This is a genomic window from Ruegeria profundi (assembly GCF_049800715.1).
In the GTDB taxonomy this organism is placed as follows: Bacteria; Pseudomonadota; Alphaproteobacteria; order Rhodobacterales; family Rhodobacteraceae; genus Ruegeria; species Ruegeria profundi_A.
In genome coordinates this window covers 36,945-54,752 of sequence record NZ_JBNAFO010000002.1, presented here as the reverse complement: position 1 = coordinate 54,752, position 17,808 = coordinate 36,945, and the positions used below count along the sequence as shown (strand labels likewise).

General features: G+C 58.1%; 13 protein-coding genes. 8 read left to right on the top strand and 5 right to left on the bottom strand.

The window, feature by feature from the left end:
* Nucleotides 1-73: 73 nt before the first annotated feature.
* From ACP15L_RS04145 to miaA, 5 genes are all read right to left on the bottom strand, one after another.
* Entirely contained in the window at nucleotides 74-2,161 is a 2,088-nt protein-coding gene (locus ACP15L_RS04145) for an ABC transporter ATP-binding protein (RefSeq protein WP_170551194.1), read from the bottom strand.
* 93 nt (nucleotides 2,162-2,254) lie between these two features.
* Nucleotides 2,255-3,718 (bottom strand): ABC transporter permease, encoded by a 1,464-nt coding sequence (locus ACP15L_RS04140; RefSeq protein WP_425083247.1) that lies wholly within the window; start codon nucleotides 3,716-3,718, stop codon nucleotides 2,255-2,257.
* A 14-nt stretch (nucleotides 3,719-3,732) separates the two neighbouring features.
* Entirely contained in the window at nucleotides 3,733-4,779 is a 1,047-nt protein-coding gene (locus ACP15L_RS04135) for an ABC transporter permease (protein ID WP_170376750.1), read from the bottom strand.
* 121 nt (nucleotides 4,780-4,900) lie between these two features.
* Nucleotides 4,901-6,571 (bottom strand): ABC transporter substrate-binding protein, encoded by a 1,671-nt coding sequence (locus tag ACP15L_RS04130; RefSeq protein WP_425083246.1) that lies wholly within the window; start codon nucleotides 6,569-6,571, stop codon nucleotides 4,901-4,903.
* A gap of 351 nt (nucleotides 6,572-6,922) precedes the next feature.
* Nucleotides 6,923-7,816: a tRNA (adenosine(37)-N6)-dimethylallyltransferase MiaA gene (gene miaA, locus ACP15L_RS04125; RefSeq protein ID WP_425083245.1), complete on the bottom strand. Its 894-nt coding sequence runs from the start codon at nucleotides 7,814-7,816 to the stop codon at nucleotides 6,923-6,925.
* An 85-nt stretch (nucleotides 7,817-7,901) separates the two neighbouring features.
* Here miaA and pyrH point away from each other — a divergent pair, with 85 nt between their 5' ends.
* From pyrH to ACP15L_RS04085, 8 genes are all read left to right on the top strand, one after another.
* A complete protein-coding gene (pyrH, locus tag ACP15L_RS04120; RefSeq protein WP_170469717.1) occupies nucleotides 7,902-8,645 on the top strand; it encodes a UMP kinase in 744 nt (247 codons plus the stop codon).
* A gap of 51 nt (nucleotides 8,646-8,696) precedes the next feature.
* The gene (locus tag ACP15L_RS04115; RefSeq protein WP_425083244.1) at nucleotides 8,697-9,923 is read left to right on the top strand and encodes an aminotransferase class V-fold PLP-dependent enzyme; all 1,227 of its coding nucleotides are present in this window, start codon (nucleotides 8,697-8,699) and stop codon (nucleotides 9,921-9,923) included.
* Between the two features lie 48 nt (nucleotides 9,924-9,971).
* Nucleotides 9,972-11,396, top strand: a complete 1,425-nt coding sequence (locus ACP15L_RS04110) for a cryptochrome/photolyase family protein (protein ID WP_425083243.1) — start codon at nucleotides 9,972-9,974, stop codon at nucleotides 11,394-11,396.
* A 69-nt stretch (nucleotides 11,397-11,465) separates the two neighbouring features.
* Nucleotides 11,466-12,674: a class I SAM-dependent methyltransferase gene (locus ACP15L_RS04105; protein ID WP_425083242.1), complete on the top strand. Its 1,209-nt coding sequence runs from the start codon at nucleotides 11,466-11,468 to the stop codon at nucleotides 12,672-12,674.
* 16 nt (nucleotides 12,675-12,690) lie between these two features.
* Entirely contained in the window at nucleotides 12,691-13,131 is a 441-nt protein-coding gene (locus ACP15L_RS04100; RefSeq protein ID WP_425083241.1) for a TrgA family protein, read from the top strand.
* A gap of 31 nt (nucleotides 13,132-13,162) precedes the next feature.
* Nucleotides 13,163-14,278, top strand: coding sequence for an NUDIX domain-containing protein (locus ACP15L_RS04095; protein ID WP_425083240.1), 1,116 nt, complete (start codon nucleotides 13,163-13,165; stop codon nucleotides 14,276-14,278).
* Nucleotides 14,279-14,346: 68 nt separating this feature from the next.
* Entirely contained in the window at nucleotides 14,347-15,381 is a 1,035-nt protein-coding gene (locus ACP15L_RS04090; protein WP_425083239.1) for a cysteine synthase A, read from the top strand.
* Nucleotides 15,381-17,795, top strand: a complete 2,415-nt coding sequence (locus ACP15L_RS04085; protein WP_425083238.1) for a DUF3772 domain-containing protein — start codon at nucleotides 15,381-15,383, stop codon at nucleotides 17,793-17,795. Before ACP15L_RS04090 ends, ACP15L_RS04085 begins: the two co-directional genes overlap by 1 nt.
* Nucleotides 17,796-17,808: the final 13 nt, after the last annotated feature.

Sequence of the window (17,808 nt, the reverse complement as noted above, 5' to 3'; positions counted from 1 at the left end):
ACAGCGCAATTTGTCAGTAGTATTCAACGAAAAAGGCCGGTCAGTGACCGGCCTTTCAAGTTCGTACAAGCGCCTATTCCGCAGCGATTTTGATTACGGGCTCCATTCGGGCCAGAACATCCTCGGCCAGGTGACATTTTACCTGATGGCCATCGGCCAGAGTTTTCACAGGCGGGACATCTGATTCACAACGCCCGTCGGGCACCTCGGATTTCCAGCGGCAGCGCGTCTGGAACGGGCAACCCGGCGGTGGGTTCATAGCTGAAGGAATATCGCCCTCCAGCACGATATGCTGCTTCTCGATTGAGGTATCGGCAATCGGAACCGCGCTCAGCAGCGCCTCGGTGTAGGGGTGATACGGGGGCGAGAAGACCTGATCGGTTGTGCCCAGTTCGACTACGTGGCCGAGATACATCACCATCACACGGTCGCTGAGATAGCGCACGATCGACAGGTCATGGCTGATGAACAGCAGCGTGGTCTTGTGTTCGCGCTGGATCTCCATCAGCAGATCGGTCACCGCCGCCTGCACCGACACATCCAAGGCCGAGACCGGTTCGTCCGCAACCACAATCCGAGCATCACCCGCAAAGGCGCGCGCGATACCGACACGCTGTTTCTGACCACCCGAGAGTTGTCTCGGCATCCGGTCCGCAAAGGCGCGGGGCAGTTTCACCAGATCCAGCAGTTCCAGCATGCGCTTCTTGCGCTCAGCTTCGGAATTGCCGACCCCGAAGATCTCAAGCGCCCGGATGATCTGACGCCCGACGGTCATCGAAGGGTTTAGAGTGTCAAACGGGTTCTGGAACACCATCTGAACTTCACCCACGGTCTTGGCGTCGCGTTCTTCAATCGGAACGGCCTCGATATTTCGGTTGTCCAACAGTATTTGCCCGTCGGTCGCCGTTTCAAGCCCCATCAGAACCTTGGCGAAGGTGGATTTGCCGCAACCGGATTCACCCACGATGGCCAGTGTCTCAGACTCATGGGCTTCGAAACTCAGCGTCTCGTTGGCTTTGACCACTTTGGTCGTACCGCCTCCAAAAAGAGCGTTGGCCGCCACCTCATAGTATTTCTTTAGGTTGTCCATCTTCAGAACGGTCCGACCGATCTCGCCCTTTTCCTTTTGCTCTCCAACGGTGATCGGCGCGTTCCAGTCGATCTCTTGGAACTTCAGGCAGCGCGTATGGTGGCGATCATTGCCCGGCACAGCCTCCATCAGGATGTTCTGAGCGTCGCAGCGGCCTTCTTCGAAATAGTCGCAGCGCGGGCCAAAGTTACAGCCTGGCGGACGTTCATGTGGCAGAGGAAAGTTCCCCGGAATAGCCACCAACGGGCGCGCGTTCTTGTCGGCACCGGGCAAGGGGATCGAGCGGAAGAGCGCCTGCGTATAAGGGTGCTGCATCTCGTCGAACACATCGTGGATCGAGCCGCGCTCGACCGCTTCGCCCGAATACATCACGCACAGCCGGTCGCAGGTTTCCAAAACCAGCCCCAGATTGTGCGAGATGAAGAGCATCGAGGTGCCGTATTTCTTGCCCAGATCCTTGACCAGCTCGACCACGGCAGCCTCAACGGTCACGTCCAGCGCTGTTGTGGGTTCGTCCAAAATCAACAGGGCAGGCTTCGACATCAACGCCATCGCGATGACGATCCGCTGCTGCTGGCCGCCCGACAACTGGTGCGGGAATGAGTTCAGCATCCGCTCTGGATCGGGCAGGCGCACATCCGTGACGACCTCCAAAGCACGCGCATAAGCCTCTTCCTGTCCAACGCCCTCATGGATCATCGGCACTTCCATCAACTGCTTGCCGATCTTCATCGCCGGGTTCAGCGAGGCCATCGGCTCCTGATAGATCATTGCGATTTCATTGCCACGAATGTCGCGCAGTTCCTCGGTGGTCATTTCACCCAGATCACGCCCCTTGAACTTGATCGAGCCGCCAACGATGCGCCCGTTCTTGCCCAGATCCTGCATGACACCCAGCGCCACCGTAGACTTGCCGCAGCCGGATTCACCCACCAGCCCGACAGCCTCACCCGGCTGCACACTTACCGAGAAATCCATAACGGCGGGAATTTCCCTCAGCCGGGTAAAAAAGGAAATCGAAAGCTTGTCGATCTCAAGAATAGGCCCGTCATAGTCCGCCAGTTTGTTCATCTTGTTACTCCTCGCGAGAGTCCGGGGGGATCCCCTTCATCTGGCTAAAAATACCTCGGGGGTCCGGGGGCAGAGCCCCCGGCCTTGATCACATCAGTCCTTCAGACTTTCTTCGCGCAGACCGTCTGCCAGCAAGTTCAAACCCAGAACCAGTGACAACAGGGCCAAAGCAGGCGGAAGGGCAGGGTGCAGATAGATCGAGAGCAGCTTGCGCCCTTCGTTGATCGTCGAGCCCCAGTCCGGGCTTTCGGGCGGCAAGCCCAAACCGAAGAAACCCAAGGTCCCCAGAAGGATGGTTGTATAGCCAATCCGCAGACAGAAATCGACGATCAGCGGACCACGCGCGTTCGGCAGGATTTCCCACAGCATGATGTACCACGGACCCTCACCACGCGTTTGGGCCGCAGCCACATAGTCGCGGGTTTTGATATCCAACGCCAACCCGCGCACGATGCGGAACACCGTGGGAGAGTTCACGAAGACCACCGAGACGAACACGACCAGAATACCGCCCGGAATGTCGAACAAATCCAGATAGGTCGGCAGACCCCAGATGCGGTAGCTGTCGGTGTTGATAATGTAGCCTCCGGTCGAAATCAGTGACAGGTAGAACCACAGCGCCACGCCCAGAACGCCGATCAGCAGAGGTGTTCGGAAATTCGGACGCGTGTAGTAGCGCGAATTCAGCAGGACACCGAGGAAGATGATCGGGAAGACAAACAGGATGGCTGCCATATAGTTCGGCACACCGGTCGCCACGATCTCGGGTGTCACCAAGAGGTAGAACAGCAAGATCACAGGGAAGGCGAGGATCAGGTTTGCAAGGAACGACAACAGTGTATCGAGGCGACCGCCATAGTAACCGGCAGGCAGGCCCAGCGTGATCCCGACCATAAAGGCAAACATCGTGGCAAGCGGCGCGATCTGAACCACAATCCACGCGCCCTTTACCATCCGGCTGAATACGTCGCGGGCCAGATTGTCTCCGCCCAGAAGGTACCAGGCATATTGGCCGTCCTCCAGATTTGGCAGCGGCGTACCGGGTACCTTGTTCTTCATGCCCGAGACCTGCGCAAGCGGGTCATGGGTCACGATCAGATCAAGTGCGCCAAAGATGCCGGTAAAGACCCAGAACATCACAAGGCCAAAACCGATCATGCCGATGGGGCTGTCGAAAAGCTTGCCGTAAAGGCCCAGCTTGCGTTTGAACGCGATTGACATCGCATACAGGATGATCAGTGACAGCCAGACGGGCAGGAACTGCTGCGAAATCGCACCAATGATCCCGGCGCTGGTACCCATCAGGATGCCCAGCACGACATAGGCGACAGCGATCGCCACGCTGGCCATAAAGCTATAGCGCAGCGCGGCCTGTATCATGTTCCGCAGGCCCGAGCTTGAGGTCAACGTACCATCTGGGTTCACCGTCATCTGATCCTCGGGCAGCACAATGCTGGCCAGCATCCAGACGACGATGGACAGGGCCATGACACCCAGTGCCAGCGCGAGTAGCGGGTTGAGGAAGGCGATAGAGCCGGTCCAGGTAAGTGGTTCCATGATCTGACCCTCCCTTAAGAAATGCGAATGCGCGGGTTGAGGTAGACATAGCCGATATCCGAGATCAGCTGCGTCACCAGCACCACGAAGACCGACACGACCGAGATCGCCAGCAACAACTGGATGTCATTGTTCCCCGCCGCCTGCACCAGCGCCCAGCCAAAGCCCTTGTAGTTGAACAGGGTCTCGACGATCACCACGCCATTCAGCAGCCATGGGAACTGCAACATTATGACGGTAAACGGCGCGATCAGAGCGTTCCGCAGCGCGTGTTTCATGACGATGTTCGGGAACGAGACACCCTTCAGGCGCGCGGTGCGGATATATTGCGCGGTCATTACCTCGGTCATTGAGGCGCGGGTCATGCGGGCGATATAGCCCATCCCATAAAGCGCGATCGTCAGAACCGGTAAGAAGAAGTTCTCGAACGTCGGGTTCTCCATCGCTTGCGTCGCCGTGCCCTTGAACCATTTCAGGCCCACAGCGGATGACGTGAAGATCGCGATGAAGATCACACCAGAGACGTATTCCGGCGTCGCGGTGGTTGTAATGGCAAAGGTCGAAAGGGTCCGGTCCGTGGCCGACCCTTCTTTCATCCCAGCCAGAATGCCTAGGATCAGGGCCGAGGGGACCATCAGCAGCATTACCCAGAACATCAGCCGGCCTGTCAAAGCCAGCCGAGTGCCGACAACGGTCCCGACTTCTTCTTTGAAGACCGTCGAATACCCCCAGTAGCCCTGAAGGATGCCGCAGAAATTAGGAGACTCTTCGGCGGTTTTGCCCGGTAGAATGCATCGGCCTTGAACGGTGCCGTCCTCATTCGTGTGCCGGTACGAAGGCAGAACGCCCAGCCACTCGCCGTATTTTATTGGCGTCGACTGAAGGTATCCGCCTTTTTCCAAAAAGCTCTCGACCTGCTCATCCGACATCCGGAAATTGCCCTGCGTTTTCGCTAGCTTTTCCAGGTTCGGGTAGAGATTGGTGAGGAAAAAAACCAGGAATGTCAGGCACAATGCTGTCAGCAGCATAATCCCCACACGCCTTAAAATGAAAAGTCCCATGTTAGCCCCTGTTGGTCGGCTGGCGTGGAGGGCATTCCGCCTCACGCGTTGCTATTCTTATGGTCGCCGTATTGAGGACGAAGGGCCGCGCCAGTGCGGCGCGGCCCTTGTTTGTTTTGGGTCAGGAGGTCAGGCCGAACTTGTAAAGCTGCGGCAGGTCCGCGATGTGCTTTTCGACACCGACCATGTTGTCGCGATGGTGGCGCATTGCAGTCCGCCAGTAAGGCTGAATGACAACACCTTCGTCGATCATGATCGCTTGCAGCTTCGCCATTACCTCGCGGCGCATGTCGACATCAGCGAGCGAGTTCGCCTCGGCCAGCAGCGTGTCGAACTCTTCATTGGAGAAACCGGATTCGTTCCAAGCGACGCCCGATTTGTAGGCGAGGGCTAGGATTTGTGTACCCAGCGGGCGGTGGTTCCAGTTGGTCGAGGAATATGGGTACTTGGTCCAGTCATTCCAGAAGGTCGAGCCCGGCAGAACCGTGTGCTTGGCCTTGATTCCTGCGTCGTTCAGCTGGGCCACAACCGCAGCAGTCGTGTTCCGGCGCCAGTCATCGTCGATGGACTGCACTTCGTGCTCGAAGTCAGCCATGCCCGCTTCTTCCATCAGGGCCTTAGCGCCGGCCGGATCATAGGGGATGCGGGTGATCGACGAGTCATATTCCGGATGCATCGGACCGACATGGCTGTTTTCAGCTGGGATGCCGTAACCGGACATGCCGAGTTCAAGACAAACCTCGTTGTCCACCGCCATGGCAAGAGCCTGACGGACCCGCTTGTCGCCGTAGATCTTGTTGCCGTCCGCATCTTCTGCCAGCTGGTTCGGGCGGATCACGATGGTAAAGCCCGATGGGATTTCCGAGCGGACAAGACCGATGCCGTCGAAGATGTCGACGAATTCACCGACCGACTCCCAGTTCATGTCGATCTCTTCGGCCTCATAAGCGGCCAGGAAGGCGGCAGGGTCGGTGCCATAGTCGATGAATTCGATCCGATCGATGTAGCCACCTTTGCCCGCTTCGTAGCCCCACCAGTCGAAGCCTTCGTTGCGGACCAGAACGCCCTTCACGCCGACCTCGTGGCTTTCGGGGATCATGAAGCCTGTGCCAACCGGGTTCGACAGCATGTCATTCGGGTCAAAGCTGCTGTGGACGATAGCACCCGGATAGTCTGCCATCCCGGGGATGATGGTGATGTCCGGCGTGTTGCACTTCAGTTTAACGGTGTGCGAATCGATAACGGTAATGGCGCCATCAGAGGCTTTCTGTGTACTTTCGTCGACCAGTGACGCCATGCGCGAGGCCATCGAGTTGCCTTCCAGCGTCGCGTCACACCAGCCTTCGATGTTGCGAGCCACGTCTTCGGCGGTGAAGTCGTCACCGTTGTTCCACTTGACGCCCTTGCGGACGTTCAGCGTGTATTCAGTGGCGTCGTCATTGGCTTCCCAGCTTTCCAGCAACATGGGCTTGAACGTACCGTCGTTGTTGTACTCGACAAGATACTCCAACCAGCCCGCCGTGAAGGTCGCAATCTGCGTCCAGTCATAGGTGCGTGGGTCTTTGAGTGCGCGGACTTCCATCTGGTAACGGATGGTACCGCCTTGTTGCGGCTCAGCTGCGGCTGCGGGTGATTGCAGACCGATCATGCCGTAGGCGACCGGAGCGGCAACGCCCAGTGCGGTGACGCGGGCCATAAACTCACGGCGGCTAAGATTGCCGTCGCGGTATTCCTGGGCGTGCATCTCTGCGGCCCAGTGCACCGACGTTCCCTTTGTTGTATGGTTAGTCATGAATGTCTCTCCCTGTGACATATTTGTTTTTTTGCATGGATTGAACGAACCTAGCCGGCGTTTTTCAGGCCAAGGCGAAGGTTGAAGGGTTCGGTTTTTTGAACGTTGGAATTCCCCATGTCGGTATTCGGCAACAGAATCCGAAGGACGTCAATGTTCGAATGCGGCATGAAGAGCAAAAAAACGACATGTATGGGCAGTTGTTGCGCGTCACTTGTCCAGTGTTTCTTACCGGTTCCCGACGTGGGGCATGACGCCAACTCATGGAAGCCAAGCGCCGAAAGTACTGGAAATATTGGTTCATTCCGGCGGGCAGCCAGATTGGATACAGGGAATCAACTGCGTTTCGTATCAGTTTGATAAATCGAGGTGATTCCACGCCTTCATACGCGCCCGGAACCATGTGCGCTGGCGTTTCGCAAACTGACGGGTCGAGATCGTGGCCCGTTCGCGTGCTTGCTCCAATGTCATTGAGCCATCAAGATAGGCCATGAGTTCCGGCACCCCGATGGCCTTGCAGGCGGGTAGCGACGGATCATAGTGGTCGCGCATGGCCGCAACTTCGTCCAAAGCGCCGCTCTCCAACATATGATCGAACCGACGGGTGATGCGGTCCAGCAGCCATGATTTGTCGACGTCAAAGACAATGGGCACTGTGTCCTGCAGGGCCAGCACGGGCGGCGGAGTGTCGTCTTGCCAGGATGCAAGGCTGCGTCCGGTTGCCTGCTGAACCTCCCACGCGCGCTGAACGCGTGCGCGGTTGTTGGTGTCCAGCCGGATCAGGGTTTCAGCGTCCACGCCCGACATCAGCCGGGCCAAGTCCATCTGATCGGCATCCTGGCGCACATGCGGGGGTGTTGGCGGTATCTCGGCCATTCCTTCCGTCAAAGCGGTGAAATACAGCCCGGTGCCGCCGACAATGATCGGGCGCTGGCTGCCCGTCAGCAGTGGTGTGACCTCACGCAGCCAGTGGCCAGTGGAATACTCCTGATCAAACGCGACGTGACCATAGAGGAGATGCGGCGCGCGCGCTTCCTCGTCCGGCGAGGGGCGCGCCGAGATCACCTGCCAGCAATCGTAAACCTGACTTGCATCGGCGTTGACGATCACCCCTCCGAACCTTTCGGCAATGCGCAGCGCCAGCTCGGACTTGCCCGAGGCTGTCGGGCCAGCGATCAGAACCGGCTTGTCATCCGGTATCTCGGGGAGCCGGTCCCAAATCGATGCGGTGGGGTGATTGGTCATGGTCCCTCAGTATCCGCATTGAACCTGCGGTCGTTTTGCTTCATTTTGCGCCGGAAAATAAACCCGTGCCAGCCCGGAGCGCAATATGAGCCTGACCTCGTCCCCCAACACCCAAAAACCCAAGTATGATCGCGTGATGCTGAAGATTTCCGGCGAGGCGTTGATGGGTGATCAGGGATTCGGCCTGCACCCGCCGACCGTCCAGCGCATCGCGCAGGAGGTGAAATCGGTCCACGATCTGGGCGTAGAGATTTGTATGGTGATCGGGGGCGGCAATATCTTCCGCGGCCTCAGCGGCTCGGCCCAGGGGATGGAACGGACCACGGCCGACTATATGGGGATGCTGGCGACCGTGATGAACGCGCTCGGGATGCAGTCGGCGCTGGAGGAGATCGGGGTATTTACCCGCGTGATCTCGGCCATCCGTATGGATGAGGTCTGCGAGCCGTATATCCGCCGCCGCGCCGTGCGCCACCTTGAAAAGAAACGGGTTTGTATCTTTGCCGCTGGTACGGGCAACCCGTATTTTACCACTGATACGGCCGCGACCCTGCGCGCGAATGAGATGGCCTGTCAGGCGATCTTCATGGGCAAAAACGGCGTGGACGGGGTGTATGACAAGGACCCGAAAGAACATGCCGATGCAAAGAGGTATGACACGGTTTCTTACGACGACGTACTGGCCAAACGGCTGCGGGTCATGGATGCTTCGGCCATTGCGCTGGCGCGTGACAACAACCTGCCGCTGATCGTGTTCGGTCTGGATGAGCCGGGCGGTTTCCGGGGCATTCTGGCCGGTGAGGGGACCTATACCAAGGTTGAAGGCTAAAAACGCGAACTCAGCTGCTACCGTTCTCTCCACTCATCGAAAGGTCTGGCCATGACAGCGTTGGATATTGATTTCGTTCGGGCTCAGTTTCCGGCCTTTGCCGAACCCAGCCTTCAGGGGCAGGCCTTTTTCGAGAACGCAGGTGGGTCTTATACCTGCCAGCCAGTGATCGACCGGCTGACGCGGTTTTACACTCAGCGAAAGGTGCAGCCATACGCGCCCTACGAGGCCAGCCGTCTTGCGGGTGCAGAAATGGACGAGGCTCGCGCCCGGATGGCAGCGATTCTTGGGGTTGAGACTGACGAACTCAGTTTTGGTCCCTCGACCACCCAGAACACCTACGTTCTGGCACAGGCCTTCCGTCAGTGGATGAACCCCGGCGAAGCAATTATTGTCACCAATCAAGATCACGAAGCCAATTCCGGCCCGTGGAGACGCCTTGTCGAGGCCGGGATCGAAGTGCGCGAGTGGAAGATTGATCCCGAAACGGGATCTCTGAACCCGCAGGATCTGGAAAACCTGCTGGATGAAAAAACTCGGCTGGTCTGCTTCCCGCATTGCTCGAACGTGGTGGGTGAGATCAACCCGGTGACCGAGATCACCGCCATTGCCCATGCTGCTGGCGCTTTTGTGTGCGTGGACGGCGTGTCCTACGCGCCGCACGGGTTTCCGAATGTGGGTGATCTGGGGCCGGATATCTATCTTTTCTCGGCCTACAAGACCTACGGCCCACATCAGGGTTGCATGGTCATCCGGCGTGCTCTGGGTGAGTTGCTGCCCAATCAGGCGCATTATTTCAACGGCGATACTCTTTATAAACGGTTCACTCCGGCAGGCCCGGACCATGCGCAAATAGCGGCCAGCGCGGGGATGGCGGATTATATCTCGCTGCTCAGCACCCACCATGGCGGCCCAACTGAGGGTGCCGCCGCGCAAGGCGCTTTCGCCCATGACCTGATGCGCGATCACGAAGTGGCGCTGCTGCAACCGGTGCTTGATGCTGTTAAAAACCGAAACGCAGTGCGACTGCTCGGCCCGTCCGAGGCGACGCGGCGCGCGCCCACCGTTGCCTTGGCTTTGGGTCGACCGGCCGCTGCTGTGGCGGCTGAGCTGGCGGCGCATGGCGTGATGGCCGGCGGTGGTGACTTCTATGCTGTACGCGCCTTGCAGGCGATGGGGGTTGATCCGGATCAAGGCGTGTTGCGGGTCAGCTTCACGCACTACACGTCCCAACTGGAAATTGATCAGTTATTGAATGCACTTGACCGGGTTTTGTGATCCAGTTTTCGATATGCTCCGTAGTGGAAAGAAAACGGCGGGGCGAATATGGAAGACGGGCAACCTCCGATCATTTTATGGTTCAGGCGTGACCTGCGGCTAAGCGATCATCCGGCGCTTGCTGCCGCGGTCGCGACGGGGCGTCCCTTGGTGCCGGTGTTCCTGTGTGATGATCTGGTGCACACCCTTGGCGCGGCCCCGAAGTGGCGGCTTGGGCTGGGGCTTGAGGTCTTTGGACGCTCGCTGAACGACATTGGCAGCCGTCTTATCCTGCGGCGGGGCGATGCGTTGGCACAGTTGCAGCTGCTGATCGCTGAAACCGGAGCGACGGATGTGTATTGGTCGCGCGCTTACGATCCGGCCTCGATTGCGCGGGACACAAAGGTCAAATCGGCGCTGAAAGAGCAGGGGATCGAGGCCAAATCCTTTGCCGGTCATCTTCTGTTCGAACCCTGGACGGTTGCAACCAAAGCCGGTCAACCGTTTCGCGTATTCACCCCGATGTGGCGCGCAGTGCAGGGGCGTGAGGTCCCTCCGCCCGAGGCCGCGCCGACCCGGCTAATCGCCCCCGCGTACTGGCCCGCCTCGGACGATCTGGCGACCTGGCACCTTGGCGCAGCGATGAACCGAGGGGCGAAGATCGTCAAACCCTATGTGCAACCGGGCGAACAAGCGGCGCTTGATCATCTGGAGGGGTTCCTGAACCGGATCGCGAATTACGGCGCCGACCGTGACAGGCTGGATCTTGATGGGACTTCGAACCTGTCCGAATACCTCTCATTGGGTGAGATCGGCCCGCGTACCGCTTGGCATCGCGTGCAACGCGCGGCTTTCGAAGGGACCCAAGGCACTGGTTCATTTCTGCGACAGCTTGTCTGGCGCGAGTTCGCCTATCATCTGATGTACCACACGCCTCAGCTGGTGTCGGGCAACTGGAAGCCAGAATGGGACGCTTTTCCATGGAACGAGGCCCGAGATGCGCCCGAGGTGAAGGCTTGGCTGCAAGCCAGAACCGGCATTCCGGTTGTGGATGCGGGTCTGCGGCAGATGTATGTGACCGGGCGGATGCACAACCGCGCCCGGATGATCGTGGCAAGTTACCTGACCAAGCATCTGATGACCCATTGGAAAATCGGGATGGAGTGGTTCGAGGATTGCCTGATCGACTGGGACCCGGCCTGCAACGCGATGGGCTGGCAATGGGTCGCGGGGTCCGGACCGGATGCGTCTCCGTTCTTCCGCATTTTCAATCCCGTTACTCAGCAGGAAAAGTTCGACCCCAAGGGTGTCTATTTAAAACAGTGGATCGCCGAAGGCAGGCCAAACCCGTCCGAGACGGCCTTGTCCTACTTTGAAGCCACGCCCCGTTCCTGGGGACTGAACCCCAAGGCGGATTACCCGCCACCGGTGGTCGATCTGCCAACAGGTCGCGCCCGCGCGCTGGCCGCGTATGAACGCCGAAAAAACCAGTAAGGAACTGAAAACTTGCCACAAACACAATTGCGTCCTAGCCTGCATCAACCACCGCAGAGGGGAGAGCGGATGATCTTGACAACGACCGAAGGCCAAAAAGGTCTGCCCAGATATTTCGCGCAGGTTTTCAAGATGCTGAGCAAAATGGAAGCCGGGCGCTTGGATATCACTTTGTCCGACGGACGGACCTTCCGTGTTGAGGGCTCAAAGCCAGGACCGGTTGCCGAGGTCGAAATTCACGATCCCGACGTGTTCGCCCGCCTGATCCGGGAAGGTGAGCTTGGCTTTTCCGACGCTTATCTGGAGGGCCATTGGAGTACGCCTGATTTGCGCGCCTTTATGGATTTGGTCCATATGGGCAGTGAAACGGCCTACGATGGGTTCACTGGCAAGTTTCTCGTGCAGGCCTATGAGCGCCTGAGGTTTTGGTTGCATCGGAACAATCGCAAACAGGCCAAGAAGAATATCTCGTATCACTACGATCTGGGGAACGATTTTTATGCGCTCTGGCTTGACGATACGATGACTTATTCCAGCGCCATTTTCGAGACAGGGCAGGAGAGCCTCGAGAAGGCGCAGACCGCCAAATACGCCAGCATGGTCGATGAGATGGGCGTCAAACCAGGCGATCATGTGCTTGAGATCGGCTGTGGCTGGGGCGGCTTCGCCGAATATGCCGCGAAAGAGCGTGGCCTGCGTGTGACGGGTCTGACGATCAGTCAAGAGCAGTTGAAGTTCGCACAACAACGCATTGATAAGGCAGGTATATCCGATCTGGTTGATCTGAAACTTCAAGACTATCGCGACGAACAAGGGCAATACGACGGCATTGCCTCGATCGAGATGTTTGAGGCCGTGGGCCAGAAATACTGGCCGGTCTATTTCGATACTGTGCGGGAACGGTTAAAGCCGGGGGCGCAAGCCACGTTGCAGATCATCACCGTGGGCGATCATCGCTGGGACTACTACAAGAACGGCGTTGATTTCATTCAGAAATACATCTTTCCGGGCGGAATGCTGCCATCACCTACGATCTTGCGACAGCAGATTGATCAGGCGGGGTTGAATGTCGTGCGCTCGAAGGAGTTCGGCAAGAGCTATGACCTGACCTTGCGGCGATGGTTTGATACGTTCAACGACAAGTGGGACCAGATCTCGGAGATGGGATTTGATGAGCGTTTCCGCCGCATGTGGAATTATTATTTGACGGCCTGCGGCGCAGCCTTTGACACGGGCAATTGCGATGTGACACAGATCACCATAGCAAAGCCTAGTTAACGAACGGAAGTCATACATGCCCACCGCCAGTCGCCTTGTCGCCGCCGCTTGTCTTGTGGTGGTGGCGTTCATCGTGTCCAGCATGGTTATCGCAAACGGAGAAGAGGGGAAGGACTACGGGTATTTTACCGTGGTCAACATCGCCTTGGGTTGGATCTGCGGTTGGAAAATCATGGGCAAGCGCGCTGGCCGAGGCTGGACGGCCGGGATTAACAACGGCCTGACTGGCGTGGCTTCACTGGTGTTTTGGGGCCTTTTTGTTCAGGGCACCTATGAGATGTTCCGGTTGGCCATGCGCCACCGTTATGATGGCCCCTTCGAGGCGCTGATTGCCATATTCAAGATTGGCGTCGAATTCGGTGAACAGTTGCTCGCGCCCGAAATCCTGATCACCTTGGGTGTTGGGGCCGTTGCCACCGGTTTGCTGACAGAAATAGCAAGCCGCCGATGGCGCTGAATGTGAACACTTAACGAAAGCCTGTCCTCTCGTGTCCGATTTGTTCTTCTATGGAACCCTGCGGCATGTGCCGCTGTTGGAGGCCGTTCTGGGGCGCTCTTCGTCTGAGCTATCGCTGACACCTGCCATCCTGCGAGGCCACTTCGTCTCTGCGGTTCAGGGACAGGACTTCCCAATGATTCAACAGGCAGATGATGAACAGGCTTTGGGATTGTTCGTGCAAGGCCTCACGCAAGCGGATCTGGATCGACTGGCTTATTACGAGGGCGGGTTCGACTATGATCTGAGGCCTTTGGCAGTGACGCTAGAGGATGGAACCTGGGCGCAGGCTCAGGTGTTTTTTCCCGAACCTACGGCCTGGGTGGCGGATGGGACTTGGTCTCTGGACGGGTGGGTTGAACGCCTCGGTGACGTCACCGCGCTCGCCGCCGAGGAGGAAATGAGCTATCTCGGGCGGGTTGCGCCTTCGGATATGGCGCGCAGCATGCCGGCGATTCAGACGCGGGCCTGGGCAAAACTCTTCGCACGGCAGCGGCGAACCGGGGATGCGCGCGATGTGTCCAAGGATGTTATCGTGCATCGCCATCACCGCGCCCATGTCAACTACTTCGCGATGGAAGAGATTGACCTGCAACACCGTCAATACGATGGAACCATGGGGCCGACGCTGAACCGAAGCGCGCTGTTGCAAGGCAGCGCGGTAATCGTTCTCCCCTATGATCCGGTGCGAGATACCGTGTTGCTGATCGAGCAGTTCCGCGCCCCAGTCTATCTGATCGATGATCCCGAACCTTGGATGTGGGAGCCGGTTGCAGGCATGATCGACCCTGGTGAAACGCCAGAGCAGGCCGCACATCGTGAAGGAATGGAGGAGGCAGGCATCGCTTTCGATGCTCTGCATAGCGCAGGAGGAGGTTATTCCTCCAGCGGGTCGTCGACCGAGTACGTCTATCTCTATGTCGGGCTTGGTGATTTGACAGATCCCGCAATAACCGCAGGGCTGACCACCGAAGGTGAGGATATACGCTCTCGTGTTCTACCATTTGACATGTTTATTGCCATGGTGGATCGCGGTGAATTCAAAGACTTACCGCTGTTGACTCTGGCCCATTGGCTGGCGCGTCACCGCGACCGCCTGCGTGGGTGACTATCGCGCTTGTGGTTGGCGCAGAGCGGCTGTAAATCTGCAGTATTACGTAATGAAATGAGGGTGCCATGCGCATTGCACGAGATCTTGCCGAAGCCGTCGGAAAAACGCCGCTGATCCGGTTGAAGCGCATCAGTGAAGAAACCGGGTGCGAGATCCTCGGCAAGGCGGAATTCATGAACCCCGGCCAGTCGGTCAAGGACCGTGCTGCTCTCTACATCATCCGCGACGCAGTTGCGCGGGGTGAGTTGAAGCCCGGTGGCACCATAGTGGAAGGCACCGCAGGCAATACAGGCATCGGGCTGGCTCTGGTCGGTGCATCGATGGGGTTCAAGACGGTGATCGTTATCCCGGAAACCCAGTCAGAAGAGAAGAAAGACATGCTGCGTCTTGCAGGCGCGCAATTGGTTCAGGTTCCGGCGGCACCGTATCGCAACCCCAACAACTTCGTTCACTACTCCCGCCGTCTGGCCGATGAACTGGCGCAAACTGAACCCAATGGCGCGATCTGGGCAAACCAGTTCGACAATGTTGCCAACCGTCAGGCCCATGTGGAAACCACCGGCCCCGAGATCTGGGAACAGACCGGCGGCAAGGTCGATGGCTTTGTCTGCGCGGTCGGCTCGGGCGGAACGCTGGCGGGCGTGGCCGATGCGCTGCAGCCAAAAGGCGTGAAGATAGGCCTGGTCGACCCGATGGGCGCGGGGCTGTATTCCTATTACACAACTGGCGAAATCGCGATGGAGGGCGGCTCGATCGCAGAAGGTATCGGACAGGTGCGGATCACCAAGAACCTCGAAGGGTTCAAGCCGGACTACACCTATCAGGCGACCGACAACGAAGCCCTGCCGTACATCTTTGACCTGCTTCGTGAAGAAGGTCTGGTCATGGGTGGTTCGACCGCGATCAACATGGCTGGTGCGGTGCGTTTGGCCAAGGACCTTGGGCCGGGGCATACGATTGTGACCATCCTGTGTGACTATGGCACACGCTATCAGTCCAAACTGTTCAATCCCGAGTTCCTGCGCGAAAAAGAACTGCCGGTACCGGATTGGATGACAGACGCCCCGCGCAAGATACCGGGCGTATTCGAGGACGTCTGATGCTGCGACAGGTCCGCCTGTTTCTGACACTCGCTGCGCTGATCTTTGTCGGATTGGCGGGGGCGGCCTCGGCGCAACTGACTGATCGGCAGAGCGAGTTCTATAAGGGCTGGCTCAGCACTGCGGACCGTGCCGAAAGCGTCGTTGAAGCCGACAGGGCGTCGGACGCCGCGATGGAGCAGTTGCGAACTGAGATCGACGGCTATCGCAACACGTTCAATACGGCTCGCAACGCCAATGCAGACCGCATCCAGACGCTGGAAAGTCAGGTAAATGCGCTGGGTCCCAAACCTGAAGAAGGGGTCACGGAGCCGGAGGATATCGCGCAGCTTCGCGAGCATCTGGACGAACAGCTCAACGCCTTGCGGGTACCACGGATTATCTCCGAGGAGGCCTTTAGCCGTGCCAACGGTCTGATCAGTGAAATTGACCGTATTCTGCGAGAACGTCAGAGAAAGCAGTTTCTGGAACGTGGTCCTTCACCGCTGAACCTGTCGACATGGCCCGCCGCGTGGTCGGATATTCGCGAGGCTCTGTTCGGATTGTTCAACGAGACGTCGGCCAGTCTGACCTCGGACGTCACCAAAGAGCGCGTGCAGAATCAGGCCCCAGCGATACTGGCCTTGGTGGCGTTGGCCGTCATCTTATTGGTTTACGGGCGCCGTTGGTCTGAACGCGGAGGCGACTATCTGCGTCGTTTCGGTGGGCGCGGAACCGGCGCGTGGACCTTTGTGATTTCCCTTCTACGCATCATCCTTCCCTGGATTGGCGTGGTGGCTCTGACAGCTGCGATTGACCTGACCGGAGTACTTGGGCTGCGCGGTACGCTTTTGCTGCAGCAGGTGCCTTATTGGGCGGCAATCGTGCTTGTTTTCGACTGGGTCGGACGGCAGGTCTACCTGATGGCCGCGGCACAGAATTTCCGAAGATTCTCGGCGGGGCAGATCACCGAAATACGTATCTATGTCGATATTCTGGCAGTGATGCTGATCCTGCACGACATGGTTGGCCTGTTCGAGAGGATTGAGAACATAGCGGAGTCCACCCGCGCTGTTGTGATCTTTCCGGTCATTGTCGTCACCTCACTTCTTCTGCTGCGCATTCGTCAGATCAGACAATCAGATCCAGCGACCGAGGGCGGCGAGATCCCACGTGCCAGTGGATTTTCGCAGGTTGTCGAGGTTGTCCGGCGCATCGTGCTTTTGCTTGGTGTCAGCGCGCCTGTTCTGGCCTTGTTGGGCTACACCAACGCGGCCGAAGCGATTGTGTTTCCTGCAGTCAATACGCTGATCCTGATCGCCATTCTTGTGATCGTGCAGCGCTTTATCAGCTCACTATACGGCTGGTTTACGGGGCAGGGGGATAACGCCCGCGATTCTCTGTTCGCGGTTCTGGTGGGTTTCTTCCTGGCCTTGATTTCGATCCCTATCCTGGCCCTTTTCTGGGGCGCGCGCGAAGCGGATCTGAGCGAGATCTGGTCGCAGATCCTGCAAGGGTTCAGCTTGGGCGGGGTTACGATCTCTCCGTCCAATTTCCTGACTTTTGTCGCCGTGTTTGCCATCGGATATGGCCTAACACGACTGCTACAGGGAGGCTTGCGCAATTCGCTGCTGCCCAAGACAAGTATTGATCCAGGCGGGCAAAATGCGATCGTATCGGGCACTGGCTACGTCGGTATTTTCCTCGCTTCGCTGGTTGCAATCACGGTGGCTGGCTTTGATCTCTCATCGCTCGCGATTGTCGCCGGTGCCCTGTCTGTCGGTATTGGTTTTGGTCTTCAGACCATCGTTTCGAACTTCGTTTCTGGCATCATTCTTCTGGTCGAGCGTCCCATCTCGAAAGGGGATTGGATCGATGTGAACGGCATGATGGGCTACGTCCGCGATATCTCGGTCCGATCCACGCGGATTGAGACGTTTGACCGGACGGATGTTATTGTTCCTAATTCGGATCTGATCAGTGGCGTGGTCACTAACTATACGCGTGGCAACACGATTGGCCGGGTGATCGTGCCGGTGGGTGTGGCCTACGGAACCGACACGCGCAAGGTCGAGACCATTTTGGGAGAGATCGCGAATTCTCATCCTATGGTGTTGGCGAACCCAGCCCCCAGCGTGGTGTTTCAGGGGTTCGGCGCGGATTCGCTGGACTTTGAAATCCGGGGTATTCTGCGGGACGTGAATTGGGTTCTGTCGGTCAAATCCGACATGAACCACGAAATCAATCGCCGGTTCGTGGAAGAAGGGATCGAGATTCCATTCGCACAACGCGACGTTTGGCTTCGCAACCCCGAAGCCCTGCGCACTGAATCACAAGACCCAACCTCGCCAGCCCCGGAGCAACGAGCACCCAGCACCGAACCCGCAGCCATGACCGAGGGAGATCTGGACGGCGACGGAGGGGACGAAGTCTGACCATTGCTCGCGT

What these genes read in the sequence shown, in the direction of transcription:
- ACP15L_RS04145 (WP_170551194.1), bottom strand. Translation starts at nt 2,161, where the DNA reads ATGAACAAACTGGCGGACTATGACGGGCCTATTCTTGAGATCGACAAG.
- ACP15L_RS04140 (WP_425083247.1), bottom strand. Translation starts at nt 3,718, where the DNA reads ATGGAACCACTTACCTGGACCGGCTCTATCGCCTTCCTCAACCCGCTA.
- ACP15L_RS04135 (WP_170376750.1), bottom strand. Translation starts at nt 4,779, where the DNA reads ATGGGACTTTTCATTTTAAGGCGTGTGGGGATTATGCTGCTGACAGCA.
- ACP15L_RS04130 (WP_425083246.1), bottom strand. Translation starts at nt 6,571, where the DNA reads ATGACTAACCATACAACAAAGGGAACGTCGGTGCACTGGGCCGCAGAG.
- miaA (WP_425083245.1), bottom strand. Translation starts at nt 7,816, where the DNA reads ATGACCAATCACCCCACCGCATCGATTTGGGACCGGCTCCCCGAGATA.
- pyrH (WP_170469717.1), top strand. Translation starts at nt 7,902, where the DNA reads ATGAGCCTGACCTCGTCCCCCAACACCCAAAAACCCAAGTATGATCGC.
- ACP15L_RS04115 (WP_425083244.1), top strand. Translation starts at nt 8,697, where the DNA reads ATGACAGCGTTGGATATTGATTTCGTTCGGGCTCAGTTTCCGGCCTTT.
- ACP15L_RS04110 (WP_425083243.1), top strand. Translation starts at nt 9,972, where the DNA reads ATGGAAGACGGGCAACCTCCGATCATTTTATGGTTCAGGCGTGACCTG.
- ACP15L_RS04105 (WP_425083242.1), top strand. Translation starts at nt 11,466, where the DNA reads ATGATCTTGACAACGACCGAAGGCCAAAAAGGTCTGCCCAGATATTTC.
- ACP15L_RS04100 (WP_425083241.1), top strand. Translation starts at nt 12,691, where the DNA reads ATGCCCACCGCCAGTCGCCTTGTCGCCGCCGCTTGTCTTGTGGTGGTG.
- ACP15L_RS04090 (WP_425083239.1), top strand. Translation starts at nt 14,347, where the DNA reads ATGCGCATTGCACGAGATCTTGCCGAAGCCGTCGGAAAAACGCCGCTG.
- ACP15L_RS04085 (WP_425083238.1), top strand. Translation starts at nt 15,381, where the DNA reads ATGCTGCGACAGGTCCGCCTGTTTCTGACACTCGCTGCGCTGATCTTT.